The organism is uncultured Ruthenibacterium sp., from assembly GCF_963558415.1.
GTDB lineage: Bacteria > Bacillota > Clostridia > Oscillospirales > Ruminococcaceae > Ruthenibacterium.
Genome location: NZ_CAUWGY010000011.1, coordinates 21153 through 44117 on the forward strand (window position 1 = coordinate 21153; position 22965 = coordinate 44117).

Genomic DNA, 22965 nt, shown 5'->3' on the forward strand with positions numbered 1-22965 from the left:
TTCACACCCCTTGTTCAATCTCCGAAAAAGGCCTGAAACAAATGGTCCTGGGACGGATCGTGTGTCACATAACCAATGGCCACTTGTCCTTGCGTCAATTCACTCAAACGAAGAGCTCGGTCTTGGCCAAATGCGCCGCACAGTTCCACCGCACCAAAGCCTTCTTTCCACAAAGAAAGCACGGTCTGCTCCGCTTGCTCAAAACTACGCACCGTACAAATACGTGTAAGACAATCGCCATGAATAAACTCGGCGCAATGACGCTCGGGGTCGTAATTTCCCCAAAGCAAAAAGGCATACTTTTTCACAGTCTCCTCCTACCTTATGCATCCTGAGCCAAAATGAGACCCACCGGACAGTGATCTGAGCCCAAAACATCCGTGTATATTTGTGCATCGGATACCTGGGATGCCAAACGACGACTTACAATGAAATAGTCTATACGCCAACCTGCATTATTTTTACGAGCATTAAACCGATAGCTCCACCAAGAGTATATGCCGGTAGCGTCCGGATATTTATAGCGAAACGTATCTACGAAGCCCGCGTCCAGAAGCTGCGTCATCTTGGCCCGCTCCTGATCGGAAAAACCTGCGCTGCCACGATTCGGGCCAGGATTTTTCAAATCGATTTCATTGTGAGCCACATTCAAGTCCCCACAGTAAACAACCGGCTTTTTCGCGTCCAGCGAAAGCAAATAAGCACGCAGGTCATCTTCCCATTGCATACGATAATCAATGCGTGCCAGTTCATTCTGGCTATTAGGAGTATATACATTGACCAGATAGAAATTTTCAAATTCCAGTGTGATGGCCCGTCCTTCGTGGCTATGCTCCTCTTTGCCAATGCCATACTGCACACTCAAAGGCTCTTTTCGAGTAAACACAGCCGTTCCCGAATACCCTTTACGTTCGGCTGAATACCAATACTGATAATACCCATCGGGTGAAAAACTGGCCTGACCAGGCTGCATTTTCGTCTCCTGAAGGCAGAATACATCTGCGTCCATTGCGGCAAATGTCTCTGCAAATCCCTTGCCGAGTACAGCCCGAAAACCATTGACATTCCAGGATACAAACTTCAAAACGAGGCATCCTCCCTTATTTTTTCAAAGTATAGAAAGTATATCACAAAAACGGCCTGCCGTACAGCAGGCCGTTTTATTATGCAAGAAGGCTGTTGAGTTCCGTGGTAAACAAAGTGATTATCACCATAGCAAAACACAAAATGGTATATCCAACCATACCCGGAGTAGCCAATGCAGCCAGTGGACTCTCAGGAGCACAATCGCTTTTCTTCCAGTAAATCCTTTTGAACCCTCGCACGATCAACACGACTCCTACGATCAAGAACACCATTACCAGTACAGCGGCCACAGCCATACCGATGTCCGTCATAGCCAACGCAGGCATGACTACCATTCCCATTAGATTCACTGCCATGTGCAAAGAAATGGTTACCGCAATAGAGCCTGTGCGTACATACATCCAACAAAATACTCCACCCAAGGCCACTGCGTAAAACAACTGAGATAAATTCCCATGGAACAGGCCAAAGATTACCGCCCCTAAAAGAACATATGCTTTATCGCCAAAGGCCCCCAGCCTGGTATACAGCCATTTGCGAAAAATCAGCTCCTCACCTACCGGAGCAACGATGCAACCAAAAATTAAATTCCACACGATTCCTGAGGCAGAGACCATTGTCTCCAACGGATTTTGCGTCGGTGTTCCTTTCAACATGCCAATACCCGTGACCAAAAGCGAGGACAGAATATTGAAAAGATATGTCAGCCCCAAGCACAATAAAAACGTCATTATCCAACGCACAGCAGTCATTTTTTCGGATTTCTCCGGAGCTTGAGACGAAACGGGGACCAGGGCCTTTCCCACTAACAAAAACAGCGGCACGGCTATACCGTACATAGGTATATAACTGAGAAACCACACAAACCAATTCGTATTGTACAAATCCGGCATTGCCGCGCTCGTCACAACCACAGCTACCGTTTGCAGAATTTGCGTAGCGAGCATCAAAAACAGAAAGCAAACACCTACCCGAGATACGGTTTGTTTGTAAGTCATATTTTCGCTCCTCCCTTTACATTCCACGAATGGGTGCTTTGCGCAATACTGCAAAGCTAAAAATCAATACCAGCACCAAGGCTACCAGCCACACCAGAACAATTCCTGCCAATCCCCAGGAACCCACGAGCCGAAAGAAACCAGCGATTCGGTCCAATACCGGGGTAAATATACCGGTTTTCCCCTCGGCGTACAATTCTACTAATTTGCCACTCAAAGTAGACAAAGCAATACCGCCCAGCCATACGATCAAAAAACCGTACTGTCCCCAGCGCTGGCAACAAGCGCCGATGACCGCACCCAAGGCCACAGCCGTGAGCGCCCCCATTGGAATGAGCCAGAACATTTTATGAAAGACCATCAAACCTGCATTAGAGGTTACGAGCGTTCCCTCAGACAGCGGCATCGTCGCAAACAGCAGCCGGCGCAAACCCTCACTAAACCAGCTCAGCGGGTAAGCCAAAAGTGCGAATACCGTGGTAAATACAACGTTTGCCACAACGGAGGAAATCAAATATCCTTTCCGAGTACGCCCCATGGACACGGCCATCTCGAAATTGCTGGAATACTGCACCATCGACACCAGAAATCCTACAATTCCTACACCGAAAAGCGCAGCCGCACCTGCCGCGGAAAACCACTCATTGCTTTTTGCGACGGTCAAACCTATGTCACTAACCACTTCTACAAGAAGCCAACAGCCGCCTAAAAGGCCTAAACTGATGGGCCAATCTGTAAACATATAATGCAATTCATCTCGAATATACCGCAATTTCATATCTTAACCACCGCCTTTTTTAACAAAACGGATGCACAGAGATGCAAAAGTGCAGCAACAGCCACACACCCAGCCACCACAACTGCGCAGGACTGCAGCGAGGCTTTTTCCACCAAAAACCATTTTATCAAATCAACGACTACGCCGCCCCGCAAATAACTGAATCCCATCCAAGCGATGCAGCCGCCCACAAGCAACGCCTCTACCAGGGCACATACAGCCATGGCCTTACCGCCCCAACGCTGCATACACAGACCCATCCACAACCCCAGGCCACCAAGTACCAAAGTACCGGCACTCATCAACGTAGCCAGCCGGGGGAGGCCGGACAGAAACACCGGACCATCCGATCCAAACAAGCGACCTAAAAGCCACAGTCCTCCCCATTGAGAGGCACACACCACAACACTGCTGACTAGGTTCAGCAATGCCAGTTCCCATCCCAAAGTACGGCGCAAGCCTCCCATGCTAAGAGCAATTTGTACAGAAATTCCACTGATGGAGACCATCATAATCAGCGGAAACATCAGCAGATACAATCCGCCTACGCCGCTCATATAACCGGCCCTATATTCTTCCGATCGATCACCGATGAGATTAATAATGCTAAAAAACAGTTGAAAGCCCAGCAACATGAAAAATAGCTGCACAAAAGTAGTCCGATTGAACTTAAGCAGTTTCATGATGTGCCTCCTCACCTGTGAGATACACAAAGGCCTTTTGCAGACTGACCGGGCTAACATCCACATCACGTCCTGTGGCAGCCTGTTCCATTTGATTTCGAGATGCACGCACGGCTACACCCTTTTGACGCCCAAAGCGTTCGCTGCTGAGCACTTCATATCCCTTCGTCACTGCATCCACATCTTCCTCTTTGCCGGACACGAAGGCAAAGGAAGAAACAAAGTCTTCCGTGTTTTCCACGGCGGCAATTCGTCCATTGTCAATGATAATGACCTTTTCAAATACATTGGCAGCCTCTTCGATGATGTGAGTGGATACGATAAATGTACGTCCGGTCTCGGTATAGTCCGCCAAAAGTAATTTGTAAAAATCCTCTCGGGCCACTACATCCAGCCCGGCTACAGGCTCATCCAAAATGGTAATTGGGGCCCGAGACGCCAACGCCAATATAATCGTGACCATACTCATCATGCCTTTGGACAATTTGCAGATTTTCTTTTTCGTATCCAGTCCAAAACGTTTCACAAGCTCGTCAGCATATTCCTTGTCCCAGTGAGGATAATACAGAGACGCCGCACGCAAATAGTCCCGCACTTTGTAAGTATTCTGTCCGAAGAGCATCTGCCCGCTGAGTTCCCGCGAGAAACACAGGTCTGCCAATGCTTTTTCATTCTCCCAAACAGTCTGCCCGCCATAGGTCACGGTGCCTTTGTCGTGGGTATTCTGAGCCGTAAGAATGCTCAATAGAGTCGTTTTGCCCGCGCCATTGCGACCAATGAGACCATAGATGACGCCCGGCTCAATTGTTAAAGATACGTCGTGCAGCACTTCTTTTTTTCCATAGCTCTTTGTGACGTGCACGGCCTGCAATATCTGTTCCATCTAGTTATCCTCCTCATCGCTGGGCCTTTTCAATCATGGCCTTCAGTTCATCATTTGTCAGTCCCAATGCCCGTGCCTCTCGCACAAGACTGGTGACATAAGTTTCGTAAAATGCATTTTTTCTCTTTTGAATAATCTTTTGGCGCGCGCCCTCAGCCACAAACATACCGATCCCCCGTTTTTTGTACAGAATTTCTTCTTCCACCAGAAGATTGATGCCCTTTGCGGCGGTGGCGGGGTTGATACTGTACGCTCGGGCCAGCTCGTTTGTACTGGGTACCCGCTCCTGCTCCAGCAAAACACCTCGCAGGATATCATCCTCCAGCATCGCCGCAATTTGCAGATAAATGGACGTTGCGTCGTTGAAGTTTCCGGTCAAGCCCTCGTCTCCTTTCCAACGTTCACTGGTTCATTACTTGTGTAACTAACTATACAGCCAGTGAAGTGTTTTGTCAAGCACTTTTACAAAAAAAATCCGCGGAACTTTCCGCGGATTTTTATAAGAGCTTGTGTTAAAACCAAAGTTTTTTCAAAATTCAAACGCCCAAACGTTTGCTATTTTTTAAATAGTCTTCATCGTACGCCACTTACCACTCATCCAACGCCCAAACAGCACAACGGCACGAATGTTTTCATCGGCGGCAAAAGCCACCCATAAACCGATGAGGCCCCAACCTAAGTATACCCCCAACAGCCAGCCAAGACCCACACCAATAAGCCATTGGCATACTATTCCCAAAACCACAGGGAAGCGTACATCGCCGGCAGCTTGCAAATGGCGCACCAATACAATATTGACCGAACGTCCTACTTCCAGCAACACCTCTACGATCAACACCTGCTGACCAAGAGCAATGACACGCTCGTCTACGGTGAACAATCCGAACAAACTGCCGCCTGCCAAAGCCACAACCGCAGCCAAACCCACAGTAATTGGACAGGACAGCTTCAGAACACGCATCGTACATTTATGAGTTCCATCCATATCCCGGGCACCCACCAAATACCCCACTAATACCTGACCGGCCTGTGCTACGGCCATAACCAGCATGTAAATGCAGTTGGCAAACATGGCCGTATACATACGCGTGGTAACTACGTACGTTCCCATTAGGTTTACAAACACAAGACAGCTTGCCTGAGACAAGTTATACGATAGACTTTCTCCACCAGCGGGCAGGCCAATGGCCAACAACCGACGCAAAAGAGACCATGGCATAGGATTTAAATCGGAGAAAGAAACTCGGGCCCCTTGTACTACCCGGAAAAAAGCAAAAGCCATGAGCAACATACCTACCGCCCGGAAGATACTGGAGGACAATGCCGCACCTGCCGCACCTAGCCGAGGGAATGGTCCCCATCCGTTGATGAGCACCGCATTTCCGACAATATTGCACACATTTACAAGGCCCGTAATCCACATAATGATCTTCATGTGAGCACCTGCCCGCAGAAAAGCCGAAAAGGTGAGCATCAGCGCCTGAAAAGGCAGTGCCAACGCCGTAATGCGCAGATAAATCGCTGCCTCGCCCAAAAGTTCGGCCGGCACCTGCATCAATCCCAGCAGTGGTTCGGTAAAGGCAAGTAAACATCCGGCCAGTGCCGCCGCCAGGATCCCGTTGACACAAAGTGACAACGTATAAATTTGCCCTACAATCTCCATACGGCCGGCCCCTCGGTATTGGGTGACGAGAATGGTGGCCGCCATACTGATGACGGTAAAAGTGAGTTGTACCACAGTAATCACAGTATTTGCATTGCCAACGGCAGCAACGGCGGTCTCATTGAAATGACTGAGCTGGACCTGGTCCATATTGCCCACCAAGAGCTGCAATAAGAGTTCGATGAACACAGGCCAGCTCATGCGGACCAATGCAGACACCGAATAATCCAATTTGGTTGTGTTCACTTCCATCCCTCCGCATGCCATTATACAGCGGTACGCGTAACATTCACAGAGGTCAGAACGCTGAACCTGGCGGGTTTCAACAATATATTTTTGTACAAAAAAGACCCCGGCGCCTATGCGCCGGGGTTAGCAATATTAGCAAAGTACCAATTCGCCATTTTTAGCATCCACGGTCAAAGTCTCACCGGGAGCAGGGTCATCGGCAATAATGTGCCGAGCTACAAGTGTCTCTACCTTTTGCTGGATATATCTCTTCAGCGGACGAGCACCGTAAATGGGGTCGTATCCTCCGTCTACAATGGCCTGCTTTGCCGCAGGAGTAACGTTCAGCGCCAACTGCTTATCGGCCAGACGCTGGCGCAAACTTTTAAGCATCAGATCCACCACACTGCCAATCTCTTCTTTGGTCAGTGGTTTGTAGTAGACAATCTCGTCCAAGCGGTTCAAAAATTCCGGCCGGAAGGACTGTTTGAGCAGAGCATCTACCTGAGCGCGAGCCGCAGGTGTAATTTCACCATTCTCAATGCCGTCTAAAATATACGGAGAACCCAAGTTCGAAGTCAAAATAATGATGGTATTCTTAAAGTCCACCGTACGTCCTTGGCTATCGGTGATGCGACCATCGTCCAACACCTGGAGCAAAATATTGAAAACATCCGGATGGGCTTTTTCGATCTCGTCAAATAGCACCACGCTGTAAGGTTTGCGACGGACCGCCTCTGTAAGTTGGCCGCCCTCTTCATAACCCACATATCCCGGAGGCGCACCGATCAAACGCGATACACTGAACTTCTCCATATATTCCGTCATATCGATACGCACAATGTTCTTTTCATCGTCAAACAGGCACTCAGCCAAAGCTTTGGCTAACTCTGTTTTGCCCACGCCTGTGGGGCCTAAGAACAAAAAGCTGCCAATGGGTCGATTCTCATCCGCAATGCCTGCACGACTGCGCAGGATGGCCTGGGTAACCTTTTCCACCGCTTCATTCTGACCAATAACTCTCTGATGCAGAATGCTGTCCAAGTGAAGAAGTTTCTCTCGCTCACCCTCCATCAGTTTCGCCACTGGAATACCGGTCCAGCGGGCAATGATCCGGGCAATTTCTTCCTCGGTAACTTTATCACGCAGCAACGTGGCATTTTTCTCAACGGACTCTGCCTTTTTTTCCTCTTCTTCCAGTTGTTTTTGCAAGCTGGGTAGCTGGCCATACTTTAGCTCGGCCGCCTTGTTCAGATCATATTCCCGTTCCGCTTTGGCAATTTCACCATTCACGCGTTCGATTTCTTCACGCAGTTTCTGTACCTTGCCAATGGCAGCTTTCTCGTTTTCCCATTTGGCGCTCATGGCCTTAAACTCATCTCGCATGGCAGCCAGCTCTTTTTGCAAGGCCTCGAGCCGCTCTTTCGACAACTGGTCAGTTTCCTTCTTGAGCGCTGCTTCTTCGATTTCATGCTGCATGATCTTTCGACGCAAGTCGTCCAGTTCTGCCGGGGCAGAATCCATCTCGGTACGAATCATAGCGCATGCTTCGTCCACCAAGTCGATGGCCTTGTCCGGCAGGAAACGATCGGAGATATATCGATTTGACAACACAGCCGCTGCAATAAGAGCGCCATCCTGAATTTTTACGCCGTGGAACACTTCATATCTTTCTTTTAAACCACGCAAAATTGAAATGGTATCTTCCACAGTGGGTTCATCCACCATTACCGGTTGGAACCGACGCTCCAACGCCGGATCCTTCTCAATGTATTGGCGGTATTCATTTAGGGTCGTAGCTCCGATGCAATGCAATTCGCCTCGAGCCAACATCGGTTTAAGCAAGTTGCCTGCATCCATCGCACCGTCGGTCTTTCCCGCACCCACAATGGTGTGCAGTTCGTCGATAAACAGAATAATCTGTCCCTCGCTCTTTTTTACTTCCTGCAAAACACTTTTCAAACGCTCTTCAAATTCGCCGCGGTATTTGGCACCCGCCACAAGAGCACCCATGTCCAAACTGAAAACCTTACGATCCTTCAGATTCTCTGGAACATCTCCGCGAACAATACGCTGTGCCAGACCTTCTGCAATGGCTGTTTTGCCCACGCCGGGTTCGCCAATGAGCACCGGGTTATTTTTGGTCTTACGACTCAAAATCCGAATCACATTTCGAATTTCTGCATCACGGCCAATCACCGGATCCAGCTTCTGTTGGCGAGCCAGACTGACCAGTTCCTGACCGTACTTGGTCAATACATCATACGTACTCTCGGGATTATCGCTGGTCACACGTTGGTTCCCACGCACTTGAGCAAGCACTTTTAAAAATTCGCTCTTATCAATGGAGAACTGACGCATTACCTCTTTAACAGCCGCATTGGGCGCCTCCATCATGCCCAAGGCCAAATGCTCTACGGACACGTATTCGTCCTTCATATTCTGAGCCGTTTTCTCTGCGGCAGTCAAAGCTTTATCCAACTCCGGAGTAATATAAACTTTATCCGGTTCCCGTCCGCTCCCTGTAACATGGGGCAACTGGCTTACTTTGTTTGCAAAGGCGGCCGCCAAATTTCCCGGCTCGACCCCCATCTTGCTGAACAACTGGCCGATAAGGCCGTCCTGCTGATTCAAAAGCGCGCAGAACAGATGCTCCGGGCACAGCGCCTGGTTCTCATATTCCACGGCCAGGCTCTGGGCGGCACGCAAAGCCTCCAGAGACTTTTGTGTCATTTTTTGTGCATCCATACATTCACACTCCTCTTAATAATCAATAAAAAACGATATATACTACAATTGAGCCGTTACTTCGTCCAAGCCAACGGTATAGGCGCGCTGCACGGCACGCACGGCCTGGTCCGCATCAGTCAAATCGTCAAAAAACGCTTTCAGACAAGTATCAAACAGTCGCACATAGGAAGCCAGTGCCTCCCCTAACTGTTCCGCCGAAAGGTCCTCTGGTGTACGCAACACCCGTGTATACCGGCCGCTTGATGCTTGATAACTTCGCTGCGGACCGTGCAGACACGCATTTTCCAATTTTGCCCACAACTTATAAAACTGACTCAGGTACAAAAGCAACGTGGGATTTTGCGTGCGAAGCTGTGCACGAAATTCGCCCAGCTCCTCGCCTGCATGGGGATACAATTCCACCACGTAACGAACACTGGGATTATACTTGTACTGCAACGCACTGCGCACACTGTACATGGCTTCGCTGGCCGACAGCATAGGCTGCAATGCACTTTGGCTATTCATCACCGCACTGATGGCACTGAAAATATCTTGCATTCGCTGCTCCGGCGTAACCATCTGGGTATACTCGGCCAAAATGCGGTTGATCATATTCGACCGACTGGTGCCCTGTTGATAGGCAAGGCGGTCAACCGCCGCTACTACATCGTCCATAAGAACCAAACTGTATACGCTTTTCTGCATGTGTACACCTTCTTTCTACGAATAAATAGTATCACTCACAAAATAATTTGTCAATCGAATTATATAAATGTTCTTACAAAGTTCACAAATTCTATTCTGCAAACAGGATTCCCTAAACAGAAGAAAAAAATCAAAACATCTGTTTTGCACAAAAAAAGAGAGGATTTAAAATCCTCTCTTAAAAATCCAATACCATATTAAACTTGAGCAGCAGCTTCTTCTTCAGCACGCTGTTTTTCACGGCGCTCCGCACGCAACTCAGAGATATGAAACACCTGTTCAATGACCGGCCAGGCCCACATATCCGCCACAAGAGCAACAATCGCCGGAACACCAACCATTGCCAGCAAAAATGTAATCGGCCAGGGGATAAATCCAACCAAAACGGTAACCGATACCAAAATCACAAGTCCCGCAGGCAATGAGCGCTTCAAAAAGCCCATTGTAAGCAAAAGACTATTTTTGAGCATAGGCCCGATTTTCATATCCATCTGTGTCAGTTGAATTGTAGCATAGAGCCAACTGGTCACAGCAATGTACAATCCCAAAAGAACCATTCCCAAAAGAATGGCGCTTGGTTTCTCTGCCGTAAGCAGATGAATGATGCCCGCGGCACATTCCATACCGCAGATGGCGCTGAACAGCATACTAACCGGAATTGCCTGTTTCCAGCAGCTTTTCCACGCCTTTTTATATTCATGCCAAAAAAAGCAAGGTTCATCGCAAAGCTGTTTGACCAAAATTGTATGCATAGAAGCAAGCGCAGGCCCCAATAAGACATTGGACAGCAAAAATACAACGGCCGCAATAGCTACCACACCGAGATATTGCCAAAACAGAAAGCTAAAAAGCACCGCCGTTATCATTGGAACCGCACACACCAAAAGCAAAAGATTCGAAAGCCATATTTGAGAAAAATCTCGAGTAAAGATTTCAAAGAAGCGTGCTGCACCCTTTTTTTTCGGTGCATCTTTCGGAACGCCCGGGCCCTCTTTATTCAGATTAAAATTAAACAATCCCATGTTGATCTCCTTCGCGAGCCGCACTCGCCCCTTGTAATTTATTTTTTCTTATAATCGTAAAAACGACGATATGGATTTCCAGTCTGTTGAGTAGGCGTGGATTCTACTTGTGCAGGCTGAGAACGGCTGGCGCGAACCGCCGCCAAAACCAAAATGCCCAAAACCACTAAAATCACAAAGCCTAATACCAAAAGCCAGAACATCTCATGCCTCCTTTTGTGTCCACGCATCGAACAAACTCACTGCACTGTTATAATAAGCCGTAAGCTCTTCGTCGCCCTCCAGCACACTGTCTGTGTAAACGCGCTTGACCAGCGTGTAATCTTTCATCACATCCTGAAGAGGAACGCCTTCAGAACCATCCAATTCTTCGGTATTTCCCAAATCCAAAGCAGTCAGCGCCGGACACTCGCTCCACAGCACGCCCATTCCTTCCGTATCCGCTGTTTCATAGTCTTCCGGAGAAGTTCCATCATTGTAAGCAAAAATCCCATACTGCTTCTGGAACTTGTCCACATCATCGGTCAAAAACAACATGCTTTCACCGGTTTGAATATCTCCTATGAACTTTGTCACCATTGCCATCTGGGTATTGGCATCGACCGGATCATCGCTGATCCAATATTCGATCACTTGCACTTCTACCGTTCCGTCTCCGTTGCGGTCATCACAAAGCTCTGCTATTTTCTCAGATAATGTGATTTCTGCATTGTACGGCAGTGATTTGCTGGTGAGCACACCAATGGTATAATCTGCCTCCACATTGGTGACCACCTCCCAAACCAGTGTTCCCACCAGAAAAAGCACCAATGCTCCGACCAGAAGATGCCATTTGTGATAAAACCAAAAGTTTTCCCATTTTTGCTTTGGTGTCATTGGTTTTTGCGGTTCATCTGGTTCATCTGGCGTAATATTCAATGTATAACGGGCACTTGCCATGATTGTTCTCCTTTCAGCCGTGCTGTTTTGCACAGGCAATTTGAGCTGCCACCTCACCCGGAAGGCGCTTAAGTGCTGCCCGATCCAGTCCTTCCGTTTGAATTGGCGGCAAAATAGTCACATTTACATGGGCTGGTTTCATTAAACCGCCGTTTGCCTCCATGATTCGATAACTCCCATCGATCGCCACCGGGACCACATCCGCACCCACTTTGCTGGCAATTCGGAAAGCACCGGCTTTGAACTCACCCATTTGGTCGCTTTTGCTACGTGTCCCTTCCGGGAACACTACCACACTTTTGCCCTGGCGAACCAGCTCTCCTGCCTGATTCATTGCTTCCATGGATTTTCGCGCATTGTCACGGTCAATAAAAACACAGTCCAAAAGCCGCATCCACTGGCGCACCAAGGGAATGCGGTCGGTTTCCACTTTTGCGACCAAAGCATGCGGACGGTCCAAGTATAAAAGCATCAAAGGGATGTCATAATCCCCTTGATGGTTGGGCGTAAAAACCACCGCACGGTCTTTGGGAATATTTTCTTGCCCGGTTACAGTCACCGTAACACCGGCTAATTTCATCAATGTCCCTGCCCACATGCGTACATCTTTTTCGATGATTGCACGTGCCTGATCCTCTTGACCACGCGCCCGCAAAGATGACGCGCGTTTCATATCAGGAATATAAAAAATCAGGGCTCCGAAAAAATATACAAACCAGACGATCGTGCGTAACATCGCCATGATTCCTTCCCTCGCTTTTTGTAGATTCCATACTATCATACTGCAAAAAGCTGTCAATGTACAGATTATCCCACAAAAATGCGTATTTTTTGTGACAAAAATGCTATGGAAAATGCTCAATTTTTTCCTTTTCTTTTGTATAAATTACCATGAGTTTGTGAAAAATCATGTACCTGTGTTGTTTCAGCTTTTTCCCCGCGATATAATATAAATAACTTTGCGTTTGAATAGAGAGGAGGCGTCGCTTTGGGAACAGTGACCATACGCCCTGCTGCAATCTCCGATGTGGGAATGATGTTGGCCATCTATGCCCCTTACGTTTTGAATTCCACTGCCAGTTGGGAAAGCGAACTTCCATCGCGCCAGATTTTCGCTCAGAGACTTCAAAGCTGCCAGGATGCTGGATTTCCTTGGCTCGTGGCAGAACAGGAAGGTGCAATTCTTGGATACGCTTATGCTGCTCGTCTGGGTGAGAGAAGCGGATATGATTGGACCACACAAGTATCTGTCTATGTGGCGGAAGATGCTCGGGGCCGTGGTTTAGGCACAGCACTTTATGGTGCTCTTTTGGCAATTCTCAAAATGCAAGGATATTGCAGTTGCTACGCATTGGTAACGGAATCCAATTCTGCCAGCGTTTCTTTTCATAAGGCCATGGGCTTTTTAGAGGCAGCGAGTTTGCCCAACGCAGGATTTAAACTGGGAAAATGGCTGAATTTGGCATATTATTATCTTCCTCTCAATCCCTGCTCTCTCTCTCCCAAACGACCCACTTCTTTTTTAAAATTGGATCCTCAACAGTTGCATCGGATTTTCTGTAAGGCACAAAGCCTTACACGGCCGGACTAATGGAAAGCGAGACGCAAATGAAAGAAACTTGTCTGCCCGCGCCGTGTGTGCGCGGGCGTTTTGCACCTAGCCCTTCTGGAAGGATGCATCTTGGGAATATTTGGTGCGCACTTTTAGCGTGGCTGTCGGTACGCAGTCAAAAAGGGAGCATGATCCTTCGCATTGAGGATTTAGACACCGACCGCTGTCGTCCGGAATATGCCGAACAATTGATGGATGATCTTCACTGGCTTGGTCTGGACTGGGACGAGGGCCCTGACCAAAAACAGACCGATGCCCCCTATTTCCAAAGCGAGTGCGCAGAGTTGTATGAGCAGGCTTTGAAAAAGATTTCCCACCGTGCACAAATCTATCCATGCTATTGTTCCCGCGCGGATCTGCACACAGCCAGTGCCCCTCATCTTTCGGATGGCACGGTGCTTTATTCCGGCCGCTGCCGACACCTGTCTCAGGAACAAAGAAAGACTTTGGAACAATCCGGCCGACGCCCTTCTCTTCGCGTTGCCGTTCCGGATTGTACGATTCAGTTTACAGATGGCCTTTATGGGTTCAAAGAGCAGAACCTTTGTTGTGAATGTGGCGATTTTTTACTCCGACGCTCTGACGGTGTATTCGCATATCAGTTGGCGGTGGTGGTGGACGATGGGCGAATGAATGTTACGCAGATCGTACGCGGCAGAGATCTTCTCTCTTCTACGCCCCGGCAAATCTGGTTGCAAACGTTGCTGGGGCTTTCTCAGCCAGATTACATACACACACCGTTGCTGTGTGCGCAAGATGGAAGAAGACTTTCAAAGCGTGAACACGATTTAGATATGTCAGCGCTGAGAAAACGTTACACACCTGCACAATTGACCGGACGTCTGGGATTTCTGGCAGGTCTGGTTCCTTCCGACGCAGAGTGTACCCCAAATGACTTGATTTCTCTTTTTTCATGGGATAAAATTCCACGCCAAGACGTTATTATTGATACATCAAACTGGTAAAGGAGCTATGCGATGGCAAAATCGGAAAATCAAAAACAAAAACTCTTATATCTTGCTGACTTGCTTCGACGCGAGACCGATGAACAACATGGTCTTACTGTCCAGCAAATGATCAACTCACTGGCGGAACATGGTGTAAGCGCCGAACGCAAAAGCATTTATGATGACTTAAAAACTTTGGAAGATTATGGACTGGACATTGTAAAAATCCGTGAAGGTCATATTTGTCGTTATTGTCTGGCACATCGGGACTTTGAACTTCCAGAACTGAAACTGTTGGTGGACGCCGTCCAGTCCAGCAAGTTTCTATCGGTCAAAAAAAGCCGTGAATTAATCAAAAAACTGGAAAGTCTCACTTCACGCTACGAAGCCCAATCGCTTCAACGACAAGTGTATGTAGCAGGCCGTGTTAAGAGCATGAACGAGAGCATTTACTATACCATCGATCAACTTCATGCAGCCATCTCAGCGGATCGGCAAGTCTCATTTTTGTATTTTGAGTGGACAGTAGACAAATCCGTTCGTTACCGCCACGGTGGAAGCCGTTATCAAATCTCACCTTACGCACTGGTTTGGGACAACGAAAACTATTATGTCGTTGCATTCGATCAAGCCAGCAAAACCATTCGCCATTACCGTGCAGACAAGATGGCTTCCCTTCGTATTTTGGAAGATACTCCGCGACAAGGGCAACAGGCTTTTGAACATATAGACATGGCAGCCTATGCACAGCGCACCTTCGGCATGTTCAGCGGAACAGCCCGAGATGTAACGCTTCGTTTATCCAACCACCTGGCAGGAGTCGTGATTGACCGATTTGGTCGGGATGTCATTTTGATTCCCGACGGGGATGACGGATTCCGTCTTCACATTCAAACGGTTATCAGCCCTCAATTTATGGGCTGGGTCGCCGGACTCGGAAAAGATGTTCGTTTGCTAGGTCCAGCAGACGTTGTACAGGAATTCACAAAATTTTGCCGTGATATGCTGGCTCAATACGAAGAATAAATTGAACCTTTTATAAAAAGTACGATTTATTGGACACTTAATATCCTATACTAAAGACACAGAAAACACGAGTTGTATAGGAAAGGATGTGCCCTTATGGTAAAGATGGCAGCGTTAGCGCCCAAAGGCGTATTTGAAGAAGAAGAAATTCGCGTATATTCATTTGAAGAGGAACCCCATGAGCGGCACTTTGACGACTGGGACCGCAATTGGGAAGATGCCGCATAAAAAACAAAATGCCGGACTTTAAAGTCCGGCATTTTTCTTTTCCAAAATCATATCTGTCAACTCTCCGATGACATCAGCATACGGATGTCTGAAAAGAATTGGCGTTCAAAAACCACGCTTAACAAAAGAGATAGGGTTATCACACAACATATCTCTCAGGAGCCGGGCATTGCAATATTCTACTTTGCAAGCCACGTTTGAATCGCTTGTTATCAGCTTCTCACACCGACCCCAGGGCATCTGAAAAAGCCGCATATTGAGCCAGTGTCAACTGCTCGGGCCGAGCTGTTGACGAAACGCCCGCCTTTTCCAAGGCAGCTATCACCTGCTGCTTTGGAACTCCCAATCCTGCGGAGGCTGCATTCGCAACCGTCTTACGCCGTTGACCGAAAGAAGCACGTATCACCCGAAACATTGTTTTCTCATCTGCCGGAGACACCGCAGGCACATCGTGCAGACGAAGCTGGATCACTGCACTTGTAACCTTGGGCGGCGGAAAAAAGCTTCCTGGCTGCACGGTAAACAAAATTTTGGGCTCAGCGTAATAATGCACTGCATAACTAACAGCGCCCGCATCTCGGGTACCAGGTGCGGCACACAATCGCTGCGCCGCTTCCTTTTGGACCATCACCGTAATGTGCTCAATGGGAAGACGTTCCTCCAACAATTTCATCACAATGGGACTGGTGATGTAGTAAGGCAGATTTGCACAGACCGCCACCCGATAACCAGACATCTCTTGCCGAATCAACGCCGCCAGATCCGTCTTTAAAACATCTCCCATTACAATTCGAACATTGTCAAAATCTGCGAGCGTCTCCTCCAACAGGGGCGGCAGGCGATCGTCCACCTCAATGGCCACAACCTTTCCTGCCCGCAAAGCCAATTCCTTCGTGAGCACACCAATGCCCGGACCAATCTCCACTACACCCCAGCTTTCGTCAATACCTGCGGCCTCCACCATTTTGGGACATACGCCTGGATTAACAATAAAATTCTGTCCAAATCCTTTGGACAAATGAAAACCATGCCGCGCGCACAACGCTTTGACCGCGGCGAGATCCGTCAGGTTCACGTATTCATTCCTTTCCTGAAAACGTACGCCGCCCTTTCGGACGGCGCACTGCATGTTTATGCGGCAGGTACACTAGTGGAAGCCAAAGAAGCATCCTCTCCGCTTTGGGCAGATTGACTGGAAAGCATCGCAGTTACCGCCTCAAGCGCTTTAGAGATTTGTGGATCCGTATCCACCGTAAATTGATAGAAGTTCGCCTCTTCATCCGCCTTCAGCGCAATTTCCACATCCGGCGTGATTCCTGTTCCGTCAAAGCTCTGTCCTTCCTTGTCCAACAGCACTCCAACGGTATAACTGATTGCCGACCCATCAGACAGCGTTACAGGTGTACACTGAATAGTACCCTTTCCCGCAGTTTGGGTTCCGACCACTTTGCCTTTTCCAAACTCTCGAATGGAAATTGCAAACAATTCTGCACTGTAAGAAGTATTTCCGTTCACCAATACAGCCATCGGCAAGTCCACTTCTTTGTTATCAGAGGTGTCCAGCACCGTTACACTTCCATCTTTGTTCTGCTGGCTGGCAATTGGTCCTACGGGACACAGCAAATCGACCACGTCCATAGCAGCGTTTAAGTCGCCTGCGGACGTGTTGCGCACATCGAATACAATCGCTTGAATCGGCGTTTCCAGTGCCAACATCTCATCAATAGCGGTTTGTACTTCCTGGGCCGTATTGCTGTTAAAATTATTAATTTGAATATATCCTGTTGTCTTTCCGGATGGGACAGTATACTCGATGGACGGCATATCGTATGTGCGGCGCTGCAATTCAATGGTTTGTTCCTCACCTGTAGCGCTGATTACAGTCAATGTGACCGTCGTTCCTTCTTCTCCTCGAAGCTGACTGTTCACTTGAGAAAGAGACAGTCTTTTTACATCCGAATCGCCAATTTTTGTAATAAACCAGTTCTTTTCTATACCGGCCTGAGCCGCGGGACTATCTTTGTAGCAACGAATCACCCGTGCATAACCGCTGGTGTCCATCACTACATCTACGCCCACGCCAATGACCTGTCCATTTTGAATGCCTTGCAGTTCCATGTACTGTTTGGCCGTATAATACGTTGCATTTTTATCGCCAATACCGGCAATGTAACCCGCACACAGATAATCATACAGAGAGTCATTGTTGATCTCGCCGTAGTAGTTCGCGCGTACATTTTTGTCGATTTCTGCGATTTTATTGTACATAACCTCCTTGGCACGCACGTTGCTGACAGTCCGATCAAATAGATTCATACTCAGCAGCATCGTGATGACGAAGGTCACGGTCATCGCAATAATGGCAATGGCCAATGCCAGATTGACTGTGATTTTTTTGTTCATATTCGATTCCTTTCCCGGACATCAGCTACTGAGATATGGCCAAGCGCTGACAGGCGTGCCGTTTACATTCACCTCAAAATGAAGGTGGTTGCCTGTGGAGTTACCGGTAGATCCCACATAGCCGATCAACTGACCTTTGGTGACGAATACGCCGTCCGTAATACCCGCAGCTCGTGCCGACATATGTCCATAAATCGTAACCAAACTGGGAGAATGGCTAATCTTTACGCAGATGCCGTAGCTCCAGTGAGCAGTGGTAGACACCACTCCGTCTGCCGCCGCATAAATAGGCGTACCAGCAGGGGCCGGAACATCCATACCGCGATGTACGTCTTTCACACCGAAAATATAACGAACCGTGCCGAAATCCGATGACAAAGTCGTATAACCCGGGATCGGCCAAGCAAACTCGCCTGTGCCATCTCCCAGAACGTAGCTTTGGCCTGTATTGGAGCCTGCCCAGGCCGCCCACTCTTTCTGTGCTTGCTTATATTCTTCCTGCTTTTGTTTGTATTCCTCGGACTGTGAATCCAATTCTGCCTCTTCTGCGCTGATAGCCGCATCGGCCTGCTGAGCACTCTGCTGATACTGCTGCATAGAAGCATTCAACTGCTCATTCTGAGCGCTCAAATCTGCCAGAAGTGTCTCTACTTCTGCCTTTTGCGCTTCCAGCTCTGCCTGCTCTGTCTTCAACTTTTCAATCATCTGAGTATCGCTGGTGCTGATGGCCTGCAAATTTTCTGCAAAACGCAGCATTTCCGAAAAGTCCGAAATTCCCAAAAGAATACTCAGATTGCTCTGACGGCTCATTTCATACATAGCCACCAGACGGTCCTCAAAATCCTCTTTGGATTGCTCCACTTCCAGAATTTTGTTTCCCAATTCCTCCTGTTTTACCTTCAATGCCGCCTCGGTCTCTGTAATCTGTGCACTAAGCACCTCAATCTGAGACTTCAAGGTGTTCGTCTGCTGTTGGTAATACTGTTTCAGCTCCTGCTGTTTGGAAATATCATTCTCGGTCTCTTCGATTTTATCTTCCAAATCTTGCAATTCCTGCTGAATACGGTCGAGTTTCTCTTGAGGTGTTTCCTCATCTGCATATACAATGCCCGCTAAAGGGAACAACAGAGTGGCTGTCATCAGAACGGTGAGAACAATACACACCGCACGTACAATCCATTTTCTCTTTTCCATGGCTCTCCTTCCCAATTGATCAGACTTTTAAATGCTTGCGAATGCTGGTGGCGCACCCCGTGCTACCGATGGCCATACCAAAAACAATAAACAATCCTGCCATTGGCAGCATCACCGTCTTAAAGGGCAACATGCACCGAGTAAACTCACTGAGCCAAGATGCCTCCGGTTGTCCCAACGCTTTCAAAAGGCCGTAGTAACCTCCGCCCACTAAAAGCGATGCAACAATCCCTGCGATGGCTCCAACGGTCATTCCTTCCACAAAAAACGGAAGACGAATAAACCCATTTGTGGCGCCTACAAACTTCATGATATTGATTTCTTTGCGCCGCGCAAATACGGTCAAACGAATCGTATTATTGATAACAACGATGCTGATAACGCCCAGCACAATTACCAGGCCCCAGCCCACCGTGCCAACTACTCTTTGCAGATTGACCAAGGTCGTTCCAAGCTCCGTAGGAGACTGCACGCTGGAAATCGCCGCACCTGCCAAATTTTTAATTTGCTCAACAGTGTCACTCAAAAGCGAAAGGTCTGCTACCGTGACTCGGAAAGACGCTGGCAGCGGATTCGCGGGATTTCCTTCGCCCTCATAATCTTTTAAAACGCCGGCATCATCGCCTAAGTATACTTTCATCTCCTCCACTGCCTGGCTCTTGGAGATGTAAAGGCATTCCGACACATTTTCCATGCTCAAAATCTGTGTTTGCAGTTGAGCGGCTTGGTCAGCGGTCGTCTCATCCGTAAGAAAGAACTCAACCTCATTCTGTTCGCTCAAGCCTTCTACAAAGCTATTGACATTCAGGCTCAAAAGCAATGCTACGCCTGTGATAAACAGACATGCCGCCAGAACACCTACGGAAGCCAGCGTCATAAGCCGGTTAGCAATCATGCTGTGCCAACCCTGCTTTACCAGATATTTAAAGCTTGACCATCTCATACGCGGGCCCTCCTTGTCCGGCTCAGGCCGTCATCAATGACCTCGCCATGGTCGATCGTGATGGTTCTTTTATGAAAACGCAAAGCCAGATCCCGCTCATGAGTAACAACCACAACCGTAGTTCCCACACTGTTAATGGCCTGCAAAAGCTCCATAATTTCTATCGAAAGCTCCGGATCGATATTTCCAGTGGGCTCGTCCGCAATAATAATGGGTGGAGAGTGAACCAGCGCTCGCGCCAACGCAATTCGCTGCTGCTCACCACCGGAAAGCTCCTGCGGCAAGGCATGTGCCTTTTCCGCCAGTCCTACTAGATTCAACACATACGGGACACGCCGTTTGATTTGACGTTCTGAAATATTGGTCACGCGCATAGCAAACGCCACATTCTCATACGCCGTCATGGTAGGAATGAGGCGAAAATCCTGGAACACAACGCCCAGGCCTCGGCGCAAATAGGGAATTTCACGCGATTTGATGGAAGAAAGATCTCGGCCATTGACAATGACTCTTCCCTCTGTGGCAACTTCTTCACGAAGGATCAATTTCAAAAATGTGCTTTTTCCCGCGCCGGAATGGCCCAGAACAAATACAAATTCTCCTTTTCGGATATGTAAATTCACATTTTGTAGCGCCACGATCTCAGGATTTTTCCCAGTCGCTTCGTATACTTTTTTTACATTCTCAAAACGGATCATTTCCTAACTCCAATCCTTACAACCAAATCCCTCACAACAAACACGCTTGTCAACGACAAAATATTGCACATATTTACGCCGATGAACAAAATTGCCGCTGCGGCGAAAACAGATTGCGCCGCAGCGGTAGGCGTTTAATATTTCGCCGGATTTGCACTCAGGTATTTTTTGACCATCAAAGCCACTTTGAACACAATGGCGTCGTCAAATTCTCGCAAATCCAGTCCTGTGAGTTTCTTGATCTTTTCCAAACGATACACCAATGTATTACGGTGTACAAACAGGCCGCGGCTCGTCTCAGATACATTCAGATTATTTTCAAAGAATCGCTGGATGGTAAACAGTGTTTCTGCATCCAAACTCTCAATGCTTCCTTGTTTGAAAACTTCCTTCAGGAACATCTCACACAATGTAGTGGGAAGCTGATAAATCAGGCGGGCAATTCCCAGATTATCGTAGCTGACAATTGAGCGCTCCGTATCAAAAACTTTGCCAACTTCCATGGCAATCTGCGCTTCTTTGAAGCTCGTAGCCAAATCCTTGACGTTTGCAATGGGTGTTCCAATACCCACTACTGCCTTTATGTAGTGCTCGCCATTCAGCGTATCTACGATACTGGATGCGAGTTTTTCCAAGTCGCGCTGATCGATTCCGCGCTTGATCTCCTTCACCAACACAGTGTCATTCTCGCTGATGTTAAACACAAAGTCTTTCTGCTTATCCGGGAACAAGCTGGACACCACATCGTACGCGGAAATATCTGCTCCACTGGTTACGCGAATCAAAAGCACCACACGAGATACATCTGTGGCAAAATGCAGCTCACGTGCTTTTGCATAGATATCTCCCGGAAGAATATTATCCAACACCACATTTTTAATAAAATTCGCCTTGTCGAATTTTTCATCGTGGTACTGCTTAATATTCTGCAGGCTAATCGCCAAAAGCGCCGCATACCGGCTGGCAGGCTCGTCCGTTCCTTCCACCATTACCGCATAATCATTGCGCTTATTGGAGCTGAACAAATGGTAAGTATATCCGTCCCTTACAAAGGTATCGCCGGCAGTAAGGCGGTCAGACGCGATTCCGTCCCGCACCTCGCCGATACGGTTTAAATCCGAGCAGGAAATAATCGTACCTGTTTCGTCGACGACGCCGACCATCCGGTCGATTGCATCCTTCATTTGATAGACCACGCCCTGAAAAACCCTGTTCGCCATAAACCCCTTTTCCCTTCTTTTTTGATGATATGGTCCATTGTTTTCCGGTTCACCCCGGCGGACGCTGGTTCCGGCCAAATGGTGAAAATAAACAATAAGGTGCCGCTATGCTCTCTATTTTACACAATACTTCTGTCTTTTGCAACATATTTAAACAAAATAAACCGGTGTTTATTGTGTAAATTGGGAAAACGAGCCTGAAATGCCGAATTCCTTTTTATCTTAAAGCACAGTTGTGTTGTTTTTTTGAAAACTCTGTAAACGTACGTCCGTAATTTTTTTCAGTTCCTCTTGAGTTATTTCTCTGAATCCCCCAGCTCCTAAATTCGGATCCAGCGCAAGGCCGCCGATTGCCACTCTTCGCAGTTCGCACACACCCGCTCCATATACACCAAACATCCGTTTTATCTGATGATAAACGCCTTGACGCAGCTCTACCACTGCGCTGCAAGGCCCTTTTTCGCCCACAGTCAGCCCGGCGGGCATCATCGTCTCACCATCCGCAAGGCGCACTCCCTGGCTAAATCCAAGAATCATTTCCTCCGTCACGGGTGTATCCAGCTCCACCTCGTAGGTTTTTGAGACATGTCTGCGGGGAGACAAAATATCATGGGCAAAAACGCCGTCATCTGTCACAAGTACAAATCCCGTACTTGTTTTGTCCAAACGCCCCGCTGGAAACAATTCCCTGCGGGGATAATCATTCTTTACAAAATCTACAACCGTTCTATCTGCTCGATCCCGAGAAGCGCTGACGACCCCCTTGGGTTTATCCAGCATGATATAAACATGCGAAACCAAAAGCAGCGGTCGCCCGGACAGGCAGATTTCTCTGTCCTGTTCTACGGAACAATCCGCTTTTTTGCAAACCTCGCCGTTTACCGTGACCTCGCCTCGCCGAATAGCGTTTCTCGCTTCATTTCTTGTAAGTTGTGCTGCCTGCGCCACAAATTTATCCAACCGCATTGGGAGCTCC

At 48.1% G+C, this 22965-nt stretch carries 25 protein-coding genes; 4 read left to right on the forward strand and 21 right to left on the reverse strand.

All coding sequences use genetic code 11. From position 1 onward, the window contains the following. Positions 1 to 14 precede the first annotated feature (14 nt). The 14 genes from AB5H98_RS03300 to AB5H98_RS03365 all read right to left on the reverse strand — a co-directional run bounded on the left by AB5H98_RS03300 (position 15) and on the right by AB5H98_RS03365 (position 12460). Positions 15 to 308 carry a DUF6506 family protein gene (locus AB5H98_RS03300; RefSeq protein ID WP_367924493.1) on the reverse strand — a complete coding sequence of 98 codons (294 nt, stop codon included), beginning with the start codon at positions 306 to 308 and terminating at the stop codon, positions 15 to 17. 14 nt (positions 309 to 322) lie between these two features. Continuing rightward, positions 323 to 1084: an exodeoxyribonuclease III gene (locus tag AB5H98_RS03305; RefSeq protein WP_367924494.1), complete on the reverse strand. Its 762-nt coding sequence runs from the start codon at positions 1082 to 1084 to the stop codon at positions 323 to 325. Positions 1085 to 1163: 79 nt separating this feature from the next. After that, positions 1164 to 2084, reverse strand: coding sequence for a lysostaphin resistance A-like protein (locus tag AB5H98_RS03310; RefSeq protein WP_367924495.1), 921 nt, complete (start codon positions 2082 to 2084; stop codon positions 1164 to 1166). A gap of 16 nt (positions 2085 to 2100) precedes the next feature. Continuing rightward, positions 2101 to 2862: a hypothetical protein gene (locus AB5H98_RS03315; RefSeq protein ID WP_367924496.1), complete on the reverse strand. Its 762-nt coding sequence runs from the start codon at positions 2860 to 2862 to the stop codon at positions 2101 to 2103. After that, positions 2859 to 3545 (reverse strand): hypothetical protein, encoded by a 687-nt coding sequence (locus AB5H98_RS03320; protein WP_367924497.1) that lies wholly within the window; start codon positions 3543 to 3545, stop codon positions 2859 to 2861. Before AB5H98_RS03320 ends, AB5H98_RS03315 begins: the two co-directional genes overlap by 4 nt. After that, on the reverse strand, positions 3532 to 4428 hold the full coding sequence (locus tag AB5H98_RS03325; RefSeq protein WP_367924498.1) for an ATP-binding cassette domain-containing protein: 897 nt from the start codon (positions 4426 to 4428) through the stop codon (positions 3532 to 3534). Before AB5H98_RS03325 ends, AB5H98_RS03320 begins: the two co-directional genes overlap by 14 nt. 13 nt (positions 4429 to 4441) lie before the next feature. Beyond that, positions 4442 to 4807 (reverse strand): GntR family transcriptional regulator, encoded by a 366-nt coding sequence (locus AB5H98_RS03330; protein WP_367924499.1) that lies wholly within the window; start codon positions 4805 to 4807, stop codon positions 4442 to 4444. 183 nt (positions 4808 to 4990) lie between these two features. Then, on the reverse strand, positions 4991 to 6337 hold the full coding sequence (locus AB5H98_RS03335; protein ID WP_367924500.1) for an MATE family efflux transporter: 1347 nt from the start codon (positions 6335 to 6337) through the stop codon (positions 4991 to 4993). A gap of 135 nt (positions 6338 to 6472) precedes the next feature. Continuing rightward, entirely contained in the window at positions 6473 to 9067 is a 2595-nt protein-coding gene (gene clpB / locus AB5H98_RS03340; protein WP_367924501.1) for an ATP-dependent chaperone ClpB, read from the reverse strand. Positions 9068 to 9109: 42 nt separating this feature from the next. After that, positions 9110 to 9757: a CopG family transcriptional regulator gene (locus tag AB5H98_RS03345; protein ID WP_367924502.1), complete on the reverse strand. Its 648-nt coding sequence runs from the start codon at positions 9755 to 9757 to the stop codon at positions 9110 to 9112. Positions 9758 to 9954: 197 nt separating this feature from the next. Beyond that, positions 9955 to 10779: a hypothetical protein gene (locus AB5H98_RS03350; protein ID WP_367924503.1), complete on the reverse strand. Its 825-nt coding sequence runs from the start codon at positions 10777 to 10779 to the stop codon at positions 9955 to 9957. A gap of 38 nt (positions 10780 to 10817) precedes the next feature. After that, a complete protein-coding gene (locus AB5H98_RS03355) occupies positions 10818 to 10982 on the reverse strand; it encodes a hypothetical protein (RefSeq protein WP_367924504.1) in 165 nt (54 codons plus the stop codon). Between the two features lies 1 nt (position 10983). Continuing rightward, positions 10984 to 11718, reverse strand: coding sequence for a hypothetical protein (locus tag AB5H98_RS03360; protein ID WP_367924505.1), 735 nt, complete (start codon positions 11716 to 11718; stop codon positions 10984 to 10986). 13 nt (positions 11719 to 11731) lie between these two features. After that, positions 11732 to 12460, reverse strand: a complete 729-nt coding sequence (locus AB5H98_RS03365) for a lysophospholipid acyltransferase family protein (RefSeq protein WP_367924506.1) — start codon at positions 12458 to 12460, stop codon at positions 11732 to 11734. Positions 12461 to 12715: 255 nt separating this feature from the next. Between AB5H98_RS03365 and AB5H98_RS03370 the strand changes: the two genes are divergently transcribed. The 4 genes from AB5H98_RS03370 to AB5H98_RS03385 all read left to right on the forward strand — a co-directional run bounded on the left by AB5H98_RS03370 (position 12716) and on the right by AB5H98_RS03385 (position 15531). Beyond that, positions 12716 to 13309 (forward strand): N-acetyltransferase family protein, encoded by a 594-nt coding sequence (locus tag AB5H98_RS03370; RefSeq protein ID WP_367924524.1) that lies wholly within the window; start codon positions 12716 to 12718, stop codon positions 13307 to 13309. A 17-nt stretch (positions 13310 to 13326) separates the two neighbouring features. Further along, a complete protein-coding gene (gluQRS, locus tag AB5H98_RS03375) occupies positions 13327 to 14295 on the forward strand; it encodes a tRNA glutamyl-Q(34) synthetase GluQRS (RefSeq protein ID WP_367924507.1) in 969 nt (322 codons plus the stop codon). A 12-nt stretch (positions 14296 to 14307) separates the two neighbouring features. Beyond that, entirely contained in the window at positions 14308 to 15303 is a 996-nt protein-coding gene (locus AB5H98_RS03380; protein ID WP_367924508.1) for a helix-turn-helix transcriptional regulator, read from the forward strand. A 96-nt stretch (positions 15304 to 15399) separates the two neighbouring features. Continuing rightward, complete coding sequence (locus tag AB5H98_RS03385) at positions 15400 to 15531, forward strand: hypothetical protein (protein WP_349214782.1); 132 nt, start codon at positions 15400 to 15402, stop codon at positions 15529 to 15531. Positions 15532 to 15751: 220 nt separating this feature from the next. On the opposite strand, the gene rsmA is transcribed toward AB5H98_RS03385, so the two are convergent. The 7 genes from rsmA to AB5H98_RS03420 all read right to left on the reverse strand — a co-directional run bounded on the left by rsmA (position 15752) and on the right by AB5H98_RS03420 (position 22955). Continuing rightward, complete coding sequence (rsmA, locus tag AB5H98_RS03390) at positions 15752 to 16606, reverse strand: 16S rRNA (adenine(1518)-N(6)/adenine(1519)-N(6))-dimethyltransferase RsmA (RefSeq protein ID WP_367924509.1); 855 nt, start codon at positions 16604 to 16606, stop codon at positions 15752 to 15754. A 56-nt stretch (positions 16607 to 16662) separates the two neighbouring features. Then, complete coding sequence (locus tag AB5H98_RS03395) at positions 16663 to 17934, reverse strand: S41 family peptidase (RefSeq protein WP_367924510.1); 1272 nt, start codon at positions 17932 to 17934, stop codon at positions 16663 to 16665. A gap of 21 nt (positions 17935 to 17955) precedes the next feature. Beyond that, a complete protein-coding gene (locus tag AB5H98_RS03400) occupies positions 17956 to 19128 on the reverse strand; it encodes a murein hydrolase activator EnvC (protein WP_367924511.1) in 1173 nt (390 codons plus the stop codon). Positions 19129 to 19147: 19 nt separating this feature from the next. After that, on the reverse strand, positions 19148 to 20071 hold the full coding sequence (gene ftsX, locus AB5H98_RS03405) for a permease-like cell division protein FtsX (RefSeq protein ID WP_367924512.1): 924 nt from the start codon (positions 20069 to 20071) through the stop codon (positions 19148 to 19150). Then, positions 20068 to 20769 (reverse strand): cell division ATP-binding protein FtsE, encoded by a 702-nt coding sequence (gene ftsE, locus AB5H98_RS03410; protein ID WP_367924513.1) that lies wholly within the window; start codon positions 20767 to 20769, stop codon positions 20068 to 20070. The genes ftsX and ftsE overlap by 4 nt, the downstream gene beginning before the upstream one ends. A 134-nt stretch (positions 20770 to 20903) precedes the next feature. Beyond that, positions 20904 to 21989: a PucR family transcriptional regulator gene (locus tag AB5H98_RS03415; protein WP_367924514.1), complete on the reverse strand. Its 1086-nt coding sequence runs from the start codon at positions 21987 to 21989 to the stop codon at positions 20904 to 20906. Between the two features lie 222 nt (positions 21990 to 22211). Then, positions 22212 to 22955 carry a pseudouridine synthase gene (locus AB5H98_RS03420; RefSeq protein WP_367924515.1) on the reverse strand — a complete coding sequence of 248 codons (744 nt, stop codon included), beginning with the start codon at positions 22953 to 22955 and terminating at the stop codon, positions 22212 to 22214. Positions 22956 to 22965: the final 10 nt, after the last annotated feature.

What these genes read in the sequence shown, in the direction of transcription:
- AB5H98_RS03345 (WP_367924502.1), bottom strand. Translation starts at nt 9,757, where the DNA reads ATGCAGAAAAGCGTATACAGTTTGGTTCTTATGGACGATGTAGTAGCG.
- ftsE (WP_367924513.1), bottom strand. Translation starts at nt 20,769, where the DNA reads ATGATCCGTTTTGAGAATGTAAAAAAAGTATACGAAGCGACTGGGAAA.
- AB5H98_RS03420 (WP_367924515.1), bottom strand. Translation starts at nt 22,955, where the DNA reads ATGCGGTTGGATAAATTTGTGGCGCAGGCAGCACAACTTACAAGAAAT.
- clpB (WP_367924501.1), bottom strand. Translation starts at nt 9,067, where the DNA reads ATGGATGCACAAAAAATGACACAAAAGTCTCTGGAGGCTTTGCGTGCC.
- AB5H98_RS03325 (WP_367924498.1), bottom strand. Translation starts at nt 4,428, where the DNA reads ATGGAACAGATATTGCAGGCCGTGCACGTCACAAAGAGCTATGGAAAA.
- AB5H98_RS03365 (WP_367924506.1), bottom strand. Translation starts at nt 12,460, where the DNA reads ATGGCGATGTTACGCACGATCGTCTGGTTTGTATATTTTTTCGGAGCC.
- AB5H98_RS03310 (WP_367924495.1), bottom strand. Translation starts at nt 2,084, where the DNA reads ATGACTTACAAACAAACCGTATCTCGGGTAGGTGTTTGCTTTCTGTTT.
- AB5H98_RS03320 (WP_367924497.1), bottom strand. Translation starts at nt 3,545, where the DNA reads ATGAAACTGCTTAAGTTCAATCGGACTACTTTTGTGCAGCTATTTTTC.
- ftsX (WP_367924512.1), bottom strand. Translation starts at nt 20,071, where the DNA reads ATGAGATGGTCAAGCTTTAAATATCTGGTAAAGCAGGGTTGGCACAGC.
- AB5H98_RS03400 (WP_367924511.1), bottom strand. Translation starts at nt 19,128, where the DNA reads ATGGAAAAGAGAAAATGGATTGTACGTGCGGTGTGTATTGTTCTCACC.
- gluQRS (WP_367924507.1), top strand. Translation starts at nt 13,327, where the DNA reads ATGAAAGAAACTTGTCTGCCCGCGCCGTGTGTGCGCGGGCGTTTTGCA.
- AB5H98_RS03355 (WP_367924504.1), bottom strand. Translation starts at nt 10,982, where the DNA reads ATGTTCTGGCTTTTGGTATTAGGCTTTGTGATTTTAGTGGTTTTGGGC.
- AB5H98_RS03385 (WP_349214782.1), top strand. Translation starts at nt 15,400, where the DNA reads ATGGTAAAGATGGCAGCGTTAGCGCCCAAAGGCGTATTTGAAGAAGAA.
- AB5H98_RS03380 (WP_367924508.1), top strand. Translation starts at nt 14,308, where the DNA reads ATGGCAAAATCGGAAAATCAAAAACAAAAACTCTTATATCTTGCTGAC.
- AB5H98_RS03360 (WP_367924505.1), bottom strand. Translation starts at nt 11,718, where the DNA reads ATGGCAAGTGCCCGTTATACATTGAATATTACGCCAGATGAACCAGAT.
- AB5H98_RS03395 (WP_367924510.1), bottom strand. Translation starts at nt 17,934, where the DNA reads ATGAACAAAAAAATCACAGTCAATCTGGCATTGGCCATTGCCATTATT.
- AB5H98_RS03350 (WP_367924503.1), bottom strand. Translation starts at nt 10,779, where the DNA reads ATGGGATTGTTTAATTTTAATCTGAATAAAGAGGGCCCGGGCGTTCCG.
- AB5H98_RS03415 (WP_367924514.1), bottom strand. Translation starts at nt 21,989, where the DNA reads ATGGCGAACAGGGTTTTTCAGGGCGTGGTCTATCAAATGAAGGATGCA.
- AB5H98_RS03315 (WP_367924496.1), bottom strand. Translation starts at nt 2,862, where the DNA reads ATGAAATTGCGGTATATTCGAGATGAATTGCATTATATGTTTACAGAT.